The following is a 14595-nucleotide window of genomic DNA, read 5'->3' as shown; positions in this document are numbered from 1 at the left end:
ACGTGGCACAGCCAGATCCCCAGCACACACACATCGGCCGCAGGACCTTCGGAATCGGGGTCGCCGCGGCGTCACTGGCCGCCGCGATCGGCACGGCCGTACCCACCGCGAGCGCGGCGGCCGCTCGGCGGCGGCCGATCTCCTTCGACGACACCACGCTGTGGGACAACACCGTGGACCCGCTGGAGAGCTACCACGTCCACGGGCTGGCCGTGCTGCCGGACGACACCATCCTCGTCGCCACCGAGGGACGGCACGAGGTGTGCGACGCGGGCCCCCGGGACCTGCTGGTGCGCCGTAGCCATGACGGCGGCGACACCTGGGAGCAGACGCAGACGCTGGTGGCGTCGGTCGGCGGCCAGTCGTGGGGCAACCCGGCGTTCGTCGTCGACCGGACCACCGGCGGGATCTTCCTGTTCTACATGCTGTCCATCCTGCTGCCGGAGAACACGGGCTGCTCCGGCGACATCGGCGACCTCTACATGATCTCCAGCGCCGACGGCGGCCGCACGTGGGGCGAGCCGCGCGAGATGTCCGGCCTGTTCGACCACTTCCCCTACGACTGGGCTCTGCACGGTCCCGGCCCCGGCCACGGCATCCAGCTGGACAACGGCCGGCTGCTGCTCAACTGCTCCCACCGCCGGGTGATCATCGGCAACACCGTCGAGCAGCGGTACTACGGTGTGGCATCGATCTACAGCGACGACCACGGCGAGACCTGGCAGACGACCTCGGAGGTACCGGTCTCCGTCGAGTACCCGATCAACGAGGCCAGGGTGGTCCAGCGATCCGACGGAACGGTGCTGGTCAACGGCCGCGCCGCGTCGGGCGGTAACCGGCAGCGGATCGTGTCGGTCAGCGCCGACCGCGGGCTGACCTGGTCGCCGCCGCGCCTGGACGGGTCTACCGGCACGTTCAACGCCGTGGACGCGAGCCTGTTGCGCTACACCGGCGGGCCGGGCAGGTCCGAGGTGGACCGGATGCTGTTCAGCCGCCCCGACTCGCCGGTGCGTACGAACCTGACGGTCTCGGTCAGCTACGACGAGGCGCACTCGTTCCGCTACAGCCGGGTGATCAACGAGGGCCGGTCGTACTACTCCGAGCTCGCCCGGCTCTCGGACGGCACGATCCTGCTGGTCTACGGCTGCGACGGCGACAACCCGAGCTTCCCTCGCCGGGTGGCCATCTGCCGGTTCTCCCTCGAATGGCTGACCGACGGCCGGGACAGCCTGCGCAAGTACTCCCGTTACACCGAACACCTCGTCGACCTCTCGACCGGCGCGCACGCCTCCGGCGGCGCCGTGTCGATCGTCGCGGATCCGGTGGCCCGCCAGGGAAGCCGGGCCGTGTTCACGCCGGACCGGACCGGCGCCCACGTCGAGTACACCGTGGACGTCCGGCGGCCGGGTTCCTATGAGCTGCTGCTGCGCTACTTCCGAGCCGCCGCCGGCGGTCTGGTCACCGTCACGGTCAACGGTCGCCGGCCCAGGACCGCGGTGCTGGACACCACGGCGGACCGGGCCGACGGCTACGACGTCGCACAACTCGGCACCGTTGATCTGAAGGCCGGCCGGCACAAGATCCGATTCACCGCATCCGGGGTGGGCCGCGGAGGCGGCACGCTGGTCTCGCTGGACGCGCTGAGTCTGATCGACGCGCCGTCTCAGGCCGACGTGCGCGACGAGGTGGTGGTCGACAACGACGAGCTCGGCTACCAGGTGGTCAGCGGCGCCTGGTCGGCAGGAACGAGCGTGGCCGGTTACCGGGGCGGCAACTACCGCTCGGCGCCTGCCGGGGCGGGCGAGCGGGTCGTCCGGTGGCGCCCGGTGGTCCCGCACGACGGCGACTACGAGGTTCAGGTCTCCCATACCGTGCACGAGAATCGCGCGAGCAACGCACCCTTCACGATCATCCACGCGGGCGGGACCAGCGTGGTGCGGGTCGATCAGCGGACGCCCGGGGTGACGGAGCCACGCGGCGGATCGTGGGTGTCGCTCGGCAGGTACCGCATGGCCGAAGGGCTGGCCACGATCGAGCTGAGCAACGCCGCCGACGGGGTGGTCATCGCCGACGCCGTCCGGTTGCTCCGCTAGAAACCCGCCGAGGACGGCGGGGTCGATCTCGCCTCCCCCCCGCTTCCCCTGAACGGTCCCCACCGGGGATACACGACGCGGCCCTCACCATCTCCGATCGAGTCGCCGGTCTACCGCTCCGCACCCAGCGCATCGCCGATTCCGTCAAACTCACCACCGGCCACGACGACAAAGTGCAGATCATGCTCGGCATCGCCCGGCCGTCCTTCTCATCTGGATGGGCGCGCCGCGTCCGCGGTGACGGGGTCCGGGCGTGACTCGCCATGACAATAAACCGAACCGGGTTTGATTTTGAACCCGGTTCGGTTATTGTCGCCCTGTGACCGGACTCAGGGAGCGCAAGAAACGGCAGACGCGGCAGGCGATCGCCGAGGCGGCGATGCGGCTCTTCGCCGAGCGGGGGTTCGAGGCGGTGACCGTCAACGAGATCGCCGCCGCGGCGGGAGTCGCGAAGGTGACCCTGTTCACCTACTTCCCGACCAAGGAGTCCCTGGTCCTGAGCTCGGTGGCCGACGACGACGTGGCGAAGGTCGTGGCCGGACGGCGGCCCGGGCAGTCCCCCCTCGACGCGCTGCGCCGGCACTACCGGGCGTTCGCGGCCGATCCCGGCGACGTGGAACCCGAGGCGCTGATCACGATGATGCGGATCATCGTCGAGAGCCCGACGCTGGTCGCGGGGGTCAACGGGATCCAGTACAGCGAGCGGCTCGCGCTCACACAGGCCCTGACGGGGATCGACGACTGCCGGATCGACGACCTGACCGCCTCGCTGATGGCCGCGCAGATCTCCGCGGCCGTCCTCACGCTCAAGGAGACGTTCTTCAACCGCCTGGCCTCGGGGACACCGCTTCCCGAGGCGGGGCGCAGGCTCACGGAAGACGTCGATCTCGCCTTCGACCTCCTCGAACGCGGGTTCGGCGATCGGTTCACCCGTTAAGGAGACGCGATGCGCGCCAGAGGAATCAACTACGACACCGCCTTCCACCCGGGCGGCAACAGCTCCCGCGAGGCGTTCGACCCCGAGGTGGTGCGCCGCGAGATGCGGGTCATCGCCGACGAGCTGCACTGCACCGCCGTACGCGTCTCGGGCGGCGACCCCGCCCGGCTCGGCGTCGCCGCCGAGCACGCCGCCGCGGCGGGCCTGGAGGTGTGGTTCGCGCCGTTCCCCTGCGAACTGACCACCGAGGAGATGCTGCCGTACTTCGCCGAGTGCGCCGAGCGCGCGGAGGCCCTACGGCGGGCGGGAGCCGAGGTCGTCTACGTCATGGGCTGCGAGATCAGTGGCTTCGCCAAGGGCTTCCTGCCGGGAGACACGGTCATGGACCGGCTGAACGCCCTGATGTCCTACTCCACCCCCGAGGACTGGGCGGCGCTGGGGCCGCTCCTGGAGCGGCTGAACGCCTTCCTCGCCGAGTCGGCGGCGGGCGCGCGGAAACGGTTCGAGGGAAGGATCACCTACGCCTCCGCGCCCTGGGAGTTCGTCGACTGGAGCCCGTTCGACCTCGTCGGCGTGGACGCCTACCGCGCCGAGTACAACGCCGCCGTCTTCCGCGAGGAGGTCCGCGCGCACGCCGGGCACGGCAAGCCGGTCGCGGTGACCGAGTTCGGCACCTGCGCCTACCGGGGCGCGGGACTGCGCGGAGGCATGGCGTGGACCGTTCCAGAAGGCGCCGTGCGGGACGAGGGCGAGCAGGTCCGCTACTTCGACGAACTGCTCGACGTCTTCGAGGAGGAGGGCGTGGACAGCGCGTTCTGGTTCACCTTCGCCGGATACACGCGGCCGGGCGACCTCGACCTCGGCTCCTACGGCGTCGTCAAGATGATCGACGACACCCGGTGGGAGCCGAAGGAGGTCTTCCACGCCATGGCGGCCAGGTACGCCCGCGGGTGAGAGCGGCGCCTGGCCGGTGCCGGCACCGGGGCGAAGGCGGCCGGATACACCCTGGGGTGAGAACGGCGCACGGCCGGCGCCGACATCAGGGCGAGGACGACGGGGCCGCCCGCGGGTGAGAACGGCCGTTCCCGCGGGCGGCCCCGTCGTCCGGGCGGCCGCGTCGTCGCCGGGCCTTCGGTGGGTCAGCCGTAGTACTTCTTCGCGCCGTCGTGCAGGGGCACGGGTTCGGTCTTGGGGGCGTTCTCGCGGGTGATCTCCTTGGCCGAGGGGTGGACCTTCTCCAGGTCGGCCTTGCGGTCGAAGAGCAACTTGGTCAGGCTCTCCGCGAGAGCGGGGTCCATCTTCTCGTTCACCACGAGCAGGTTGGGCACCGCGATCGTGGACACGTCGGCGGGGGTCTTGTAGACATCCTTGGCGATCGTGCCCGCGGCGTACACCGGGCCGTGCTCGCTCTGCATCGCGGGCAGCACCCCGTCCAGCGGGACGAAGGCGGCCTTGTCCCCCAGCGAGGTCATCAGGTCGGTGATGCCCGGGGTCGGCAGACCTCCCGACCAGACCAGGGCGTCGAGGGTGCCGTCCTTGATGCCCTGCACACTCTCGGGCAGGCCCAGCGACTGGCGGGTGACGTCCTTGTCCGGGTCGAGGCCCGCCGCCCTCAGCAGGCGCAGCGCGATGACCTCCGTACCGGAGTTCGGGGAGCCGGTGGAGACCCGCTTGCCCTTGAGATCGGCGACGGACTTCACCCCCGACTCGGTGGTGGCGGCCACCTGGGTGTAGTTGTCGTACAGGCGGGCGATGGCACGGATCGGCTGGGGAGCGGTGAAGGAGTCCTTGCCCGCGACCGCGTCCGCGGCGGAGTCGGCGAGAGTGAAGGCGATGTCGGAGTCGCCCCTGACGACCCGCTGGATGTTCTCCACCGAGGCGCCGGTCGCCTCGGCCGTCGCCTGGTACCCGGGGATGCCCTTGCCGATCTGGTCGGCCAGCCCTCCCCCGAGGACGTAGTAGACGCCGGTGGTGTTGCCGGTGGCGATGGACAGCCGCTTACCCGCGGCGGGCTGGCCCGCGGTTTGGTCCGCGGCCTGCTCGGCGGATCGGTCACCGCCGCAGCCACCGAGGAACAGCGCCCCGGCGGCCAGCAGGACGGCCACGCGTTTGACGGTCATCAATTTCCTCCAGTGTGGAAACCTCCGCCTTCAGGCGGGGGGAAACGCGGCACGATGCCGCGCTTCCGGATGGGTCAAGCCCCTCTTTCAGGAGGGAGTCGTCGACGGCGTTGCCTCTCGTTTTCTCATGACCAGGTGCAGGGCGACGGCGAGGATCAGGAAGCCCGCCCCGGCGAGCGCCGGGAGGGGTGACAGGAACAGCAGCAGGACGGCGGCCACCCCGCACAGGACCCGCTCGGGAAGTCCCGCCGGGCCGAGCAGCCAGCCCCCGGTGGCGGCGGCCAGCGCCGCCACCGCGACCGCCGAGACCGCCGTGGCCGCCAGGATCTCCCCCGCCGCCCCCTGGGCCAGCAGCGCCGACCCGCCGGGGGTCAGCACGAAGGCGAAGGGGACCAGGAAGGCCGGCAGCGTGTACTTCCAGGTGGCCATCATGGTCCGGTAGGCGTTGCCGCCGGTGATGGCCGAGGCCGCGAAGGCCGAGAGCGCCGTGGGCGGGCTGACCTCCGACAGCACGGCGTAGTAGAAGATGAACATGTAGGCCTCGGCCTGGCTGACCCCGAGCCCCATCAGCGCCGGTCCGATGATCACCGCCGCGATGACGAACGACGCGGTCACCGGTACGGCGAGACCGAGCAGGAGCACCGCCAGCGCGCACAGCAGCGCGGTGACGACGAGAATCCCGCCCGAGGCCCCGACGATCAGCGAGCTCGCCTTGAGACCCAGCCCGGTGAGCGTGACGACGGCGACGATCAGGCCGGCGGCGGCGCAGGTGGCCGCGACGGGCAGCACTCCCATCGTGCCCGCGGCGAGGGCCTTCGCCGCCTTCGCGGGACCGAGACGGTGCTCGGGGTCGAGGAAGGAGAGCGCGAAGGCCAGCACCGTGGCGTACACGACCGCCCGGAACGGCGACTGGCCCAGGGCCATCAGGATGACGATCACGAACAGCGAGCTGAAGTGGTACCCGAACCGGCGCAGCAGCGGCCAGAACCTCGGCGCGTCCACCTCGACCGCCCGCGTGCCGTACTTGCGGGCGTCGATCTCGATGGCCAGGAAGATGCCCAGGTAGTACAGGATCGTGGGGATCATCGCGTAGATCAGCACGGTGAGATAGCCGACCCGCAGGTACTCGGCGATGATGAACGCCGCCGCGCCCAGCGTGGGAGGGGAGAGGATCGCGCCGATGCCCGCGGCCGCGAGCACTCCCCCGCCCTGCTCGGGCGGGTAACCGGCCCTGCGCAGGATCGGCCAGGCGACGCTGCCCACGCTCACCGTCGTCGCGACGCCCGAGCCGCTGACCGTGCCGAGCAGGAAGCCGGCGAGGGTCACCGTACGGCCGGGCGCCGAACGCGAGCGGCGGAAGGCGGCCAGGGAGATGTCCACGAAGAACTTCCCCGCCCCCGAGTGGTCGAGGACCGCGCCGTAGATGGTGAACAGGATGATGTAGGTGGCCGCCACGTCGAGCGGCACGCCGTACACGCCGTCGGTGCCCATCACGAACGAGACGATGATCCGTTCGATGCCGTAGCCGCGGTGCCCGATGACCCAGTCGAAGGGCAGGTAGCCGCCGTAATAGGCGTAGAGGAAGAACCCGACGCAGACCGCGGGCAGGATCCAGCCGACGGTGCGGCGGCAGGCCTCGAGGACCAGCAGCACGATGGCCGCCCCGGCCACCACGTCGAGGGTCGTCGGCTCGACCGCGCGCCGGATGAAATCGTCGAAGACGACCAGCGGGTAGAGGCAGGCCGCGAACGACAGCCCGGCCAGCACCCAGTCGACGACGCCCGGACGGTCGGTGTCCCGCCTTCCCCGCCTGTAGCAGACGAAGGTGAGCGGCAGCACGACCGCGAGGAAGGCCATCCGGTACGGCACCACGGGGCCGGGCCAGAACGACCAGTACAGCACGTAGAGCGACAGTCCGAGGGCGATCACGGTGACGACCGCCGCCACACGACCCGGCAGGCGCCGGGCGGGTCGTTCCGCGTCGAACTCCGCGATCAACTCATCTGCCGATGTGGTGCCCGTCAAACCGCCGTCTCCACATGTGAGCCACGTCTCTTGACGGCAGGGTACCCAGACGGTTGACGAGATCCAGTTGGAACTTGATCACATTCTCGTCACGTCGGGCTCCGGAGTGGGCAACCCCCCGGAGCGCCCGGCCCGTGGAAACGGCCGGCCCGCGGGGATGATCGATCCACGGCGGCAGTCGGCTGGCGGGGATGATCGATCCGCCGGGACGGTCGATCAGAACGGCCGACCGGGTGCCCGGCCGGCCGGAAGGTCCGCGGCCGAGGCCGCCGGGCCTGCGGTGTCAGCCGCCCGAGGTGTCGAGCTCCGCGTCGGCGCCGGGGACGGCGAGATCGTAGGGGTCGTCCAGCCAGCCGGCGGGCAGGTGGACGCGGTCACGCGGGTTGGTCTTGCCGCGCGGCGCGTCCACGCCCTCGGGCCACGGCTGGTCGGGGTCGAGCTCGGCGAGGCTCTCTCTCAGGCCGGCGAGGGTCTCCGAGGTGGCCAGGCGGCGGCGGAGGTCGGAGCCGACGACAAAGCCCTTGAGATACCAGCCGACGTGCTTGCGGAAGTCGGCCACGGCGTGCCACTCGCTGTCGAAGCACTCGACCATCGACGTCGCGTGCCGGTCCATGGTCGCCGCGACCTCGCCCAGCCGGGGGCGGAGCCGTTCGTCGCTCCCGTCGCACATGGCCGCCAGGTCCGCGAACAGCCACGGGCGCCCCAGGCAGCCCCGGCCCACGACGACGCCGTCGCATCCGGTCCTGTCCATCATCCGCCGCGCGTCGTCGGCGCTCCAGATGTCGCCGTTGCCGAGCACCGGGATCTCGGGCACCGCCTCCTTGAGCCGGGCGATGGCCTCCCAGTCGGCGGTCCCGCCGTAGTGCTGGACGGCGGTGCGACCGTGCAGCGCGATCGCGGAGACGCCCTCCTCCACGGCGATCCGCCCCGCGTCCAGGTAGGTGAGGTGGTCGTCGTCGATGCCCTTGCGCATCTTCATGGTCACCGGCAGCGTCCCCGCGTTGCCCACGGCCTCGCGCAGGATCGCCCGGAGCAGGTTCCGCTTGTACGGCAGGGCGGAACCGCCGCCCCGCCGGGTCACCTTGGGCACCGGGCAGCCGAAGTTGAGATCGACGTGATCGGCCAGATCCTCGGTGGCGATCATGCGGACGGCCTTGCCGACGGTCACCGGGTCGATCCCGTAGAGCTGGATGCTGCGGGGCTTCTCGCTCGGCTCGAACCGGATCATCTTGAACGTCTTGGCGTTGCGCTCCACCAGCGCCCGCGTCGTGATCATCTCGCAGACGAACAGCCCGCCGCCCTGCTCGCGGCAGAGGGTACGGAAGGGCGCATTGGTGATCCCCGCCATCGGCGCGAGGACGACAGGCGGCCAGACCTCGAGCGGTCCCAACTTCAACGACTCCACTCGCTGTTTCTACCGCACCGCGATGAGCTGGACGAATCGCCCCTCGATATGGTGGTAATTGCGTAACCAGACGTGACAGGGGGGCCGCGGATGCTTCTGCGACTTCGGATCACACTGCTCGACCAGCCGGGTTCCCTCGGCAGGATCACCCGCGTGCTCGGCATCGCCGGGGCGGACATCACCCAGATCGTCGTGCTCGATCGCGGCGAGGGCCGCGCGCTGGACGACATCACCGTCTACTGGCCGGACTCCGCTCCGAGGCAGTCCCTGATCGACGCGCTGGAGAGCGTGTCAGGAGTGATCATCGAGGGCGTGTGGAGCACGCGCGCCGGCCCGGACACCTATCCGGAGCTGGAGATCCTCAAATACATCACCACGGCCGGAGATCGCGCCCTGGCCACCCTGCTCGACTCCATGCCGGTGCTGTTCAGCGCCGACTGGGCCGCGGCCGGCACCGAGAAGGCTCCTCGAAGGGTCGTCCACTCCAGCTGGCGTGCCCCCGAGGAGGTGCCCTTCCCCGCCGACACCCCCGCCCGCCCGACGGCCTCCACCCTCGCCTCCGGCCTCCACCTGATCGCCGCCCCGCTGCCCCCGCTGGCCCTGACCCTCCTTCTGGCCCGCGCCGACGGTCCCGCCTTCCACCGCACCGAGGTGCACCGTCTCACCCGCATCCTGGAGATCTTCCTTACCCTCCCCGCGGTCGAACGCGGGGTCGCCCGCCAGTCGCACCGGCCGGACTGAGCACGGGTACACGACCACCCGGAAAACCCGCTAGAGTTCTCTCGTTGCCGCAGGGAGAACATCCGGCGGAAACACGCGGAAGTGGCTCAGTGGTAGAGCATCACCTTGCCAAGGTGAGGGTCGCGGGTTCGAATCCCGTCTTCCGCTCGAAGGGTCTTCGGGCTCTCACTCCGGTGGAGTGGCCGAGAGGCGAGGCAACGGCCTGCAAAGCCGTGTACACGGGTTCAAATCCCGTCTCCACCTCTTGGTTTTCAGCACGGACGATTAGCTCAGCGGGAGAGCGCTTCCCTGACACGGAAGAGGTCACAGGTTCAATCCCTGTATCGTCCACCACGTTCCACACCGGGCCAGTCCTGGTCAAGCAGACGCAAAGCCCCAGCTCACGGCAGACGCCGAGAGTCTGGGGCTTCTTGTTGCTCCGGGTCGGCCGGGCGCTTGTCAGCACCGCCGCGGCTGGTGCCTCCGGCACGTCGTCGGGTACGAACCCCAGCCATGGCAGCGTGCGGAGCCGCACCGCGGCGCCGAGCACGTTGCCCTGACCGCGGAACCGCCGCACGAACGCCTCGTCCGCCGGGGTCAGCGTGAAGTACCGGATCAGCTCCGTCCGATCCACCTCCGGGAACCGTCGAAGCCGCTCCGACTCCTCAGCCGAGAACACCTCCCTGGTCGCCACCCGCGGACCGTACGCGCGGCGTCGTCAGGCCCGCGACCCGTCACCGGCCGAGATCAACGGAATCGTTGTTTTTGCGCTGGAAGCTACGGCGACCCCGTGTGCGTGTGTCACTCGGTACCTGCCGCGGTGCCCCCGGGTCGTACGGTCCGGGCACGCAGGTGCGCGCGCTCTCCCTGGTGGCCCAGGAGGCTGAGGATCTCGACGGGGTTCTCGTCGGCGTTGCCGAACCAGTGGGGGGTGCGGGTGTCGAATTCGGCGGCCTCGCCGGGGCCCATGATCAGGTCGTTGTCGCCCAGGACCAGGCGTAGGCGGCCGTCGAGGACGTAGATCCATTCATATCCCTCGTGGCTGGACTGCTCGGGCTCGGGTGAGCGCGTCCTGGGCGAGATGATCAGTTTGTAGGCTTGCAGGCTTCCCGCTCGTCGGGTGAGGGGCAGCATGGTCATGCCGTGGCGGGTGACGGGCTTGAGGTGCAGGCGGGGATCGCCGGTCTGCGGCGCCCCGATGAGTTCGCCGATGTCCACGCGTAGCTCGCGTGCCAGGGGGAGCAGAAGTTCCAGGGTGGGGCGGCGCTGACCGGTTTCCAGGCGGGAGAGCGTGCTCAGGGAGATCCCGGTGGACTGTGCCAGGGAGGTCAGCGACAGGTTGCGCTGAGTGCGCAGTCCTTTCAGGCGGGGCCCGACCGCCGCCATCGTCGATGCGGTCTCTTCATCCATGCCCCTATCTTGCCACCGCAGCAAGAATCTTTGCCTGTCGGCTTAGGCCGCCTGACCATGTCAACAGGCGCCCCGACGCGGGCGATGACGCAGGACAGGAGAGGTGCAATGACCCGAGGCAACTCGCCCACCGCCCCGGCGGGTGGGCCCGATACCGCGCCGGCGCCGCCGACGGATGCGATGGTGAGCGTTCCGCGTGGCTCGGTGGCGCCGGCCGTGGTGATCCTGGTGCTGACGCAGCTGATGTTCGTCGTGGACACCTCGATCGTGAACGTGGCCCTGCCCGATATCGGCCGCGATCTGGACTTCTCCAGCGCCGGTCTGTCCTGGGTCGTCGCCGCCTACGCTCTGACCTTCGGCGGCCTGATCCTGCTCAGCGGCAAGGTCGGCTCCATGATCGGCCCCCGCCGGGCCCTTGTCCTCGGTGTGACGGTCTTTGTGATCGCCTCGATCGCCGGAGGTCTCGCCGGTTCGGCGGGGTTGCTGGTGGCCGCGCGTGCCCTTCAGGGGGTGGGGGCTGCGGTGGCCGCGCCCAGTGTGATGGTCCTGCTCATGGGAATCACCGCGCCTGGCCCGCAGCGCTCGCGCGCGATGGCGATGTTCGTTCTCGCCGTCGGCGCCGGCGCAGCGATCGGTCTGCTCGCGGGCGGGGTGCTGACGCAGACGCTGGGCTGGCAATGGGTGATGTTCGTCAACGCCCCCATCGGCGTCCTGGTCCTGCTCGGGACCTTGCGCAACCTTCCCGAACTGGAACGTCGGCGCACCTCATTGGACATCGGCGGAGCCACTGCCTCGATCCTGGCGATGGTGGCTCTGGTCTTCACCTTCACCTCTGCCGCCGACCACGGCTGGACCAGCCCCCTGGTGCTCGCCGCCTTCGCCGTCGCCCTCGCGGCGCTCGCGGCGCTCGCGGCGTGTGAGCGGCGGCATCCGCACCCGGTGATGCCGCTGGCGTTCTTCTCCTCCATGCGCAGCGCGGGCCCGCTGCTTTCCATGCTGGTCGTCCCGGCCGGTCAGGTCGGCTTCCTGTTCTTCACCACACTGCTGACCCAGCAGGTCCTCGGCTTCACCCCGATCCAGACCGGGCTGGCTCTGGTGCCCTTCACCGTCGGACTGATCGCCACCAACCAGCTCACTCCACGGCTGCTGCCGCGCCTGGGGGAACGCGCCATCGGCATCACCGGTCTGTCGGGCCTGGCACTGGGCATCACCTGGATGGCACTGGTCGCAGCGGATGCCGGACCGGGCACCTCGATCGTCACGGTGCTGCTGCCGTCGATCCTGCTCGGTGCGGGCGCGGGAGCGACCTTCGCACCGGTCACCGCCGTCATCATGCACCAGGCCCCCTCTGAGCACATCGGCGCCGCCGCCGGCCTCAACCAAGGACTGCAGCAGCTGGGCGGCGGCATGGGCCTGGCCGTTCTCACCAGTGTCCTGGCCGCCACCGGCGGCCTGGACCACGGGCTGGGCACGACCCTGCTGGCCACCGCGGCCTTCCCGCTGGCCGGCCTCATCCTCTTCGGCGTGTGGGCGCGCCGCATCCCCGCCGCCGACGACGCCCACGCATGATCACCCCTAACGGCCCCGAGGAGTTCACCGATGACCGAGCGCGACCCGCGTTTCAGTGCCGCCTTCCTCCCGACCACCTGACCGCACACGCATGGACGGTCACCACCCGAGCCGTACGCCCCCGCACCGCCACCACGCCCGACGGCACGCCGGTGACCATCCACGACACCGTCCTCACCGCCCGGCACACCCGCTGAACCACCCGCACCACGAAGAAAGAAGCACGATCATGAGCAAGGACCTCGCCCAGCAGACCGCCCTGGTCACCGGAGCCACCGCAGGCATCGGCCGCGCTACCGCCCTGGCCCTGGCCGCACGCGGCGCCGACATCATCGTCCACGGTCGCGACAAGGGACGCGCCGTCGACGCCCTCCAGCAGATCGAAGCCCTCGGCGTGAGAGCCCGCTTCGAGCCCGCCGATCTGTCCGACCCCACACAGGTGACCGCACTCGCCGAACGCGCCGGCAACGTCGACATCCTGGTCAACAACGCGGGCATCTTCCACTTCGCCCGCACAGCCGACACCGCCCCGGCCATCTTCGACGCTCACATCGCCATCAACCTGCGCGCCCCCTACCTCCTAGTCCAGGCCCTCGCCCCCGGCATGACCGCACGCGGACACGGCGCGATCGTCAACATCAGCAGCGGCGCCGCCGACACTCCCGGCTTCGGCAGCGGCATCTACGGCGCCACCAAAGCCGCCCTGGAATCCCTCACCCGCGTGTGGGCAGCCGAATACGGCCCTGATGACGTACGCGTCAACGCCGTTGCCGCAGGCCCCACCCGCACCGAAGGCACCGCCGCCTTCGGCGACGCCTTCGAATCCGCCGGACAGGCCGTCGCCCTCAAGCGCGTCGCCGCCCCCGAAGAGATCGCCGCGGCTGTCGCCTTCCTGGCATCCCCGGACGCCAGCTACGTCAACGGCGCCACCCTCAGCGCCATGGGCGGCCAACCCGCCCTCGGCTAGGTGCAGAACTCTGGCTAGGTGCAGAACTCTCACAAACGACTGATTGTGCGAGGTCAGCGCGCTATGAATTGAACGGCGCGCTGACCTGCGGTGACCCTGGACCGCGATTTGGATCAGCCCACTTGAAAGCGGCCTAGTGCAACGTTCCTCAAATGCTGTAGGTGAACTGACGGCGTAGGTGCCTGGGAGCTGGTGGTGGCCGTCCCCAGACCCAAGGTTTAGCCCGCTGGTTGAGCTGGGCGGTGGCGATGCGAGTGGCGTGGTCGATGTCCCTGCCGTCAGCGAAGGACACTCCGGCCAGCGCGTGGTGACGGAAGATCCGCCACCACGCCTCCTGCAGGTTGAGCCAGCAGGCGCCGACCGGGATGAACGCGTGCCGGATCCGCGGGTGATCGGCCAGCCAGGTCCGGGTGGCCAGACTGTCATGGCTGGAGAGGTTGTCGGCGATGACCCAGATATCGTTCTCGCCGGGATTGGCCTCCTCGACCTGCTGGAGAAACCGCTGGTAGAAGAAGCTGTTGCGAGACGAGGCGGTCATCGTGACCGCAGTACCGTCGGCAACACGAAGCGCGCCGTATACCCAGGTCTTGTCAGGGCCGCGAAAGTACTCCAGCGACGCTTTGATCCGGTGGCCGTCGGGTGACCAGGCGGGCGCGGGCGGGAACGTGCGCGGGGTTACCGGCCCCAGTTCGTCGGCGCAGACGACGACCGCGCCGGGCGGCGGGTCGGTGTACAGGCCGACGACCTGTGTTCTTTTGCGGCGAAGTCCGGGTCCTTGCTCATGGTCCAGGATCGGGTGCGGCGCCATCTCACCCCTTCCTTCAGCAGGATCCGGCGCACCTGGGAGCGGGCAATGTTGATGCCCTGCTCACGGGCGGCGGCGGTCAGGGCATCCAGGGTCCACACCGCTGGCCCCTCCTCATCGTCAGCCTCCAACTCCCCCCAGGGCCGCCAGCGCAACCGCCCCGGCGGCGTCGTCTTGACCAGCGCGATGATCCGCGATCGCTCGGCCTGAGTGATCCGCGGTCTACGGCCGGGCCCGGGCCGATCACCGAGCCCGTCGATGCCTTCGGCGTTGAACCGGCGCACCCGGCGGCGCACCGTCTCCGGGTGACAGCCCAGCCGGGCGGCGATCGCCGGGCCGCGCATCCCCTCCCAGCTCAACACGACGATCTGAGCACGTTGAATCCAGTCGGCAGGGGCATGTCGGGCACCGGCGAGCCTGCGGATCTGACGCTCTTCCTCGCCATCACGCGGTGTCCGGGCGTGCAGCAGTTTCGGCATGACAGCATCACCTCCCCACCATCCACGATGCCCCTGGTCAGGACCGCTGACCAGAGGCAAACGCA

General features: G+C 69.9%; 13 protein-coding genes, 3 tRNA genes and 1 pseudogene. 10 read left to right on the top strand and 7 right to left on the bottom strand.

Annotated features, from left to right (window positions below):
• Positions 1 to 2: 2 nt before the first annotated feature.
• The 3 genes from J2853_RS04815 (at position 3) to J2853_RS04805 (ending at position 3984) form a co-directional block, all read left to right on the top strand.
• A complete protein-coding gene (locus J2853_RS04815) occupies positions 3 to 2093 on the top strand; it encodes a golvesin C-terminal-like domain-containing protein (protein ID WP_307555353.1) in 2091 nt (696 codons plus the stop codon).
• Between the two features lie 319 nt (positions 2094 to 2412).
• Positions 2413 to 3030 (top strand): TetR family transcriptional regulator, encoded by a 618-nt coding sequence (locus J2853_RS04810; protein ID WP_307555351.1) that lies wholly within the window; start codon positions 2413 to 2415, stop codon positions 3028 to 3030.
• Positions 3031 to 3039: 9 nt separating this feature from the next.
• Positions 3040 to 3984: a glycoside hydrolase family 113 protein gene (locus J2853_RS04805; protein WP_307555350.1), complete on the top strand. Its 945-nt coding sequence runs from the start codon at positions 3040 to 3042 to the stop codon at positions 3982 to 3984.
• A gap of 185 nt (positions 3985 to 4169) precedes the next feature.
• Here J2853_RS04805 and J2853_RS04800 read toward each other — a convergent pair whose 3' ends face one another.
• The 3 genes from J2853_RS04800 to dusB form a co-directional block, all read right to left on the bottom strand.
• Positions 4170 to 5150 carry a TAXI family TRAP transporter solute-binding subunit gene (locus tag J2853_RS04800; RefSeq protein WP_307555348.1) on the bottom strand — a complete coding sequence of 327 codons (981 nt, stop codon included), beginning with the start codon at positions 5148 to 5150 and terminating at the stop codon, positions 4170 to 4172.
• 87 nt (positions 5151 to 5237) lie between these two features.
• Entirely contained in the window at positions 5238 to 7175 is a 1938-nt protein-coding gene (locus J2853_RS04795) for a TRAP transporter permease (RefSeq protein WP_307555346.1), read from the bottom strand.
• 283 nt (positions 7176 to 7458) lie between these two features.
• The gene (gene dusB / locus J2853_RS04790; protein ID WP_307555344.1) at positions 7459 to 8565 is read right to left on the bottom strand and encodes a tRNA dihydrouridine synthase DusB; all 1107 of its coding nucleotides are present in this window, start codon (positions 8563 to 8565) and stop codon (positions 7459 to 7461) included.
• 105 nt (positions 8566 to 8670) lie between these two features.
• Between dusB and J2853_RS04785 the strand changes: the two genes are divergently transcribed.
• The 4 genes from J2853_RS04785 (at position 8671) to J2853_RS04770 (ending at position 9654) form a co-directional block, all read left to right on the top strand.
• Positions 8671 to 9321: an ACT domain-containing protein gene (locus tag J2853_RS04785; RefSeq protein ID WP_307555343.1), complete on the top strand. Its 651-nt coding sequence runs from the start codon at positions 8671 to 8673 to the stop codon at positions 9319 to 9321.
• A 75-nt stretch (positions 9322 to 9396) separates the two neighbouring features.
• A tRNA-Gly gene (locus tag J2853_RS04780) sits at positions 9397 to 9468 on the top strand.
• Positions 9469 to 9493: 25 nt separating this feature from the next.
• A tRNA-Cys gene (locus J2853_RS04775) sits at positions 9494 to 9564 on the top strand.
• A gap of 15 nt (positions 9565 to 9579) precedes the next feature.
• Positions 9580 to 9654: transfer RNA gene (locus J2853_RS04770), tRNA-Val, on the top strand.
• A gap of 124 nt (positions 9655 to 9778) precedes the next feature.
• Here J2853_RS04770 and J2853_RS04765 read toward each other — a convergent pair.
• Together J2853_RS04765 and J2853_RS04760 are read right to left on the bottom strand one after the other, a co-directional pair.
• Positions 9779 to 9979: pseudogene (locus J2853_RS04765) on the bottom strand (DUF4158 domain-containing protein); the annotation flags it as partial.
• A gap of 122 nt (positions 9980 to 10101) precedes the next feature.
• Complete coding sequence (locus J2853_RS04760; RefSeq protein WP_307555341.1) at positions 10102 to 10710, bottom strand: helix-turn-helix domain-containing protein; 609 nt, start codon at positions 10708 to 10710, stop codon at positions 10102 to 10104.
• Between the two features lie 108 nt (positions 10711 to 10818).
• On the opposite strand from J2853_RS04760, the gene J2853_RS04755 reads away from it, so the two are divergent.
• Genes J2853_RS04755 through J2853_RS04745 form a run of 3 tightly spaced genes read left to right on the top strand, consistent with a single transcriptional unit; the run spans position 10819 to position 13246 of the window.
• Positions 10819 to 12279, top strand: coding sequence for an MFS transporter (locus tag J2853_RS04755; RefSeq protein ID WP_307555339.1), 1461 nt, complete (start codon positions 10819 to 10821; stop codon positions 12277 to 12279).
• A complete protein-coding gene (locus J2853_RS04750) occupies positions 12276 to 12476 on the top strand; it encodes a hypothetical protein (protein ID WP_307555337.1) in 201 nt (66 codons plus the stop codon). Before J2853_RS04755 ends, J2853_RS04750 begins: the two co-directional genes overlap by 4 nt.
• A gap of 32 nt (positions 12477 to 12508) precedes the next feature.
• Positions 12509 to 13246, top strand: a complete 738-nt coding sequence (locus J2853_RS04745; RefSeq protein WP_307555335.1) for an SDR family NAD(P)-dependent oxidoreductase — start codon at positions 12509 to 12511, stop codon at positions 13244 to 13246.
• Positions 13247 to 13394: 148 nt separating this feature from the next.
• Here the strand turns inward: J2853_RS04745 and J2853_RS04740 are convergent, their stop codons facing one another.
• Both J2853_RS04740 and J2853_RS04735 read right to left on the bottom strand, forming a co-directional pair.
• Complete coding sequence (locus tag J2853_RS04740) at positions 13395 to 13934, bottom strand: transposase (RefSeq protein ID WP_307568556.1); 540 nt, start codon at positions 13932 to 13934, stop codon at positions 13395 to 13397.
• Positions 13922 to 14530 carry a helix-turn-helix domain-containing protein gene (locus J2853_RS04735; RefSeq protein WP_307554050.1) on the bottom strand — a complete coding sequence of 203 codons (609 nt, stop codon included), beginning with the start codon at positions 14528 to 14530 and terminating at the stop codon, positions 13922 to 13924. Before J2853_RS04735 ends, J2853_RS04740 begins: the two co-directional genes overlap by 13 nt.
• Positions 14531 to 14595: the final 65 nt, after the last annotated feature.

The organism is Streptosporangium lutulentum (assembly GCF_030811455.1).
GTDB lineage: Bacteria > Actinomycetota > Actinomycetes > Streptosporangiales > Streptosporangiaceae > Streptosporangium > Streptosporangium lutulentum.
The sequence above is the reverse complement of the archived record's forward strand: the minus strand, read 5'-3'. Positions and strand labels throughout refer to the sequence as shown.

Excerpts from the sequence above, each read along its gene's own strand:
- J2853_RS04805 (WP_307555350.1), top strand. The coding sequence starts at position 3,040 with ATGCGCGCCAGAGGAATCAACTACGACACCGCCTTCCACCCGGGCGGC.
- J2853_RS04800 (WP_307555348.1), bottom strand. The coding sequence starts at position 5,150 with ATGACCGTCAAACGCGTGGCCGTCCTGCTGGCCGCCGGGGCGCTGTTC.
- J2853_RS04785 (WP_307555343.1), top strand. The coding sequence starts at position 8,671 with ATGCTTCTGCGACTTCGGATCACACTGCTCGACCAGCCGGGTTCCCTC.
- J2853_RS04760 (WP_307555341.1), bottom strand. The coding sequence starts at position 10,710 with ATGGATGAAGAGACCGCATCGACGATGGCGGCGGTCGGGCCCCGCCTG.
- J2853_RS04755 (WP_307555339.1), top strand. The coding sequence starts at position 10,819 with ATGACCCGAGGCAACTCGCCCACCGCCCCGGCGGGTGGGCCCGATACC.
- J2853_RS04750 (WP_307555337.1), top strand. The coding sequence starts at position 12,276 with ATGATCACCCCTAACGGCCCCGAGGAGTTCACCGATGACCGAGCGCGA.
- J2853_RS04745 (WP_307555335.1), top strand. The coding sequence starts at position 12,509 with ATGAGCAAGGACCTCGCCCAGCAGACCGCCCTGGTCACCGGAGCCACC.
- J2853_RS04735 (WP_307554050.1), bottom strand. The coding sequence starts at position 14,530 with ATGCCGAAACTGCTGCACGCCCGGACACCGCGTGATGGCGAGGAAGAG.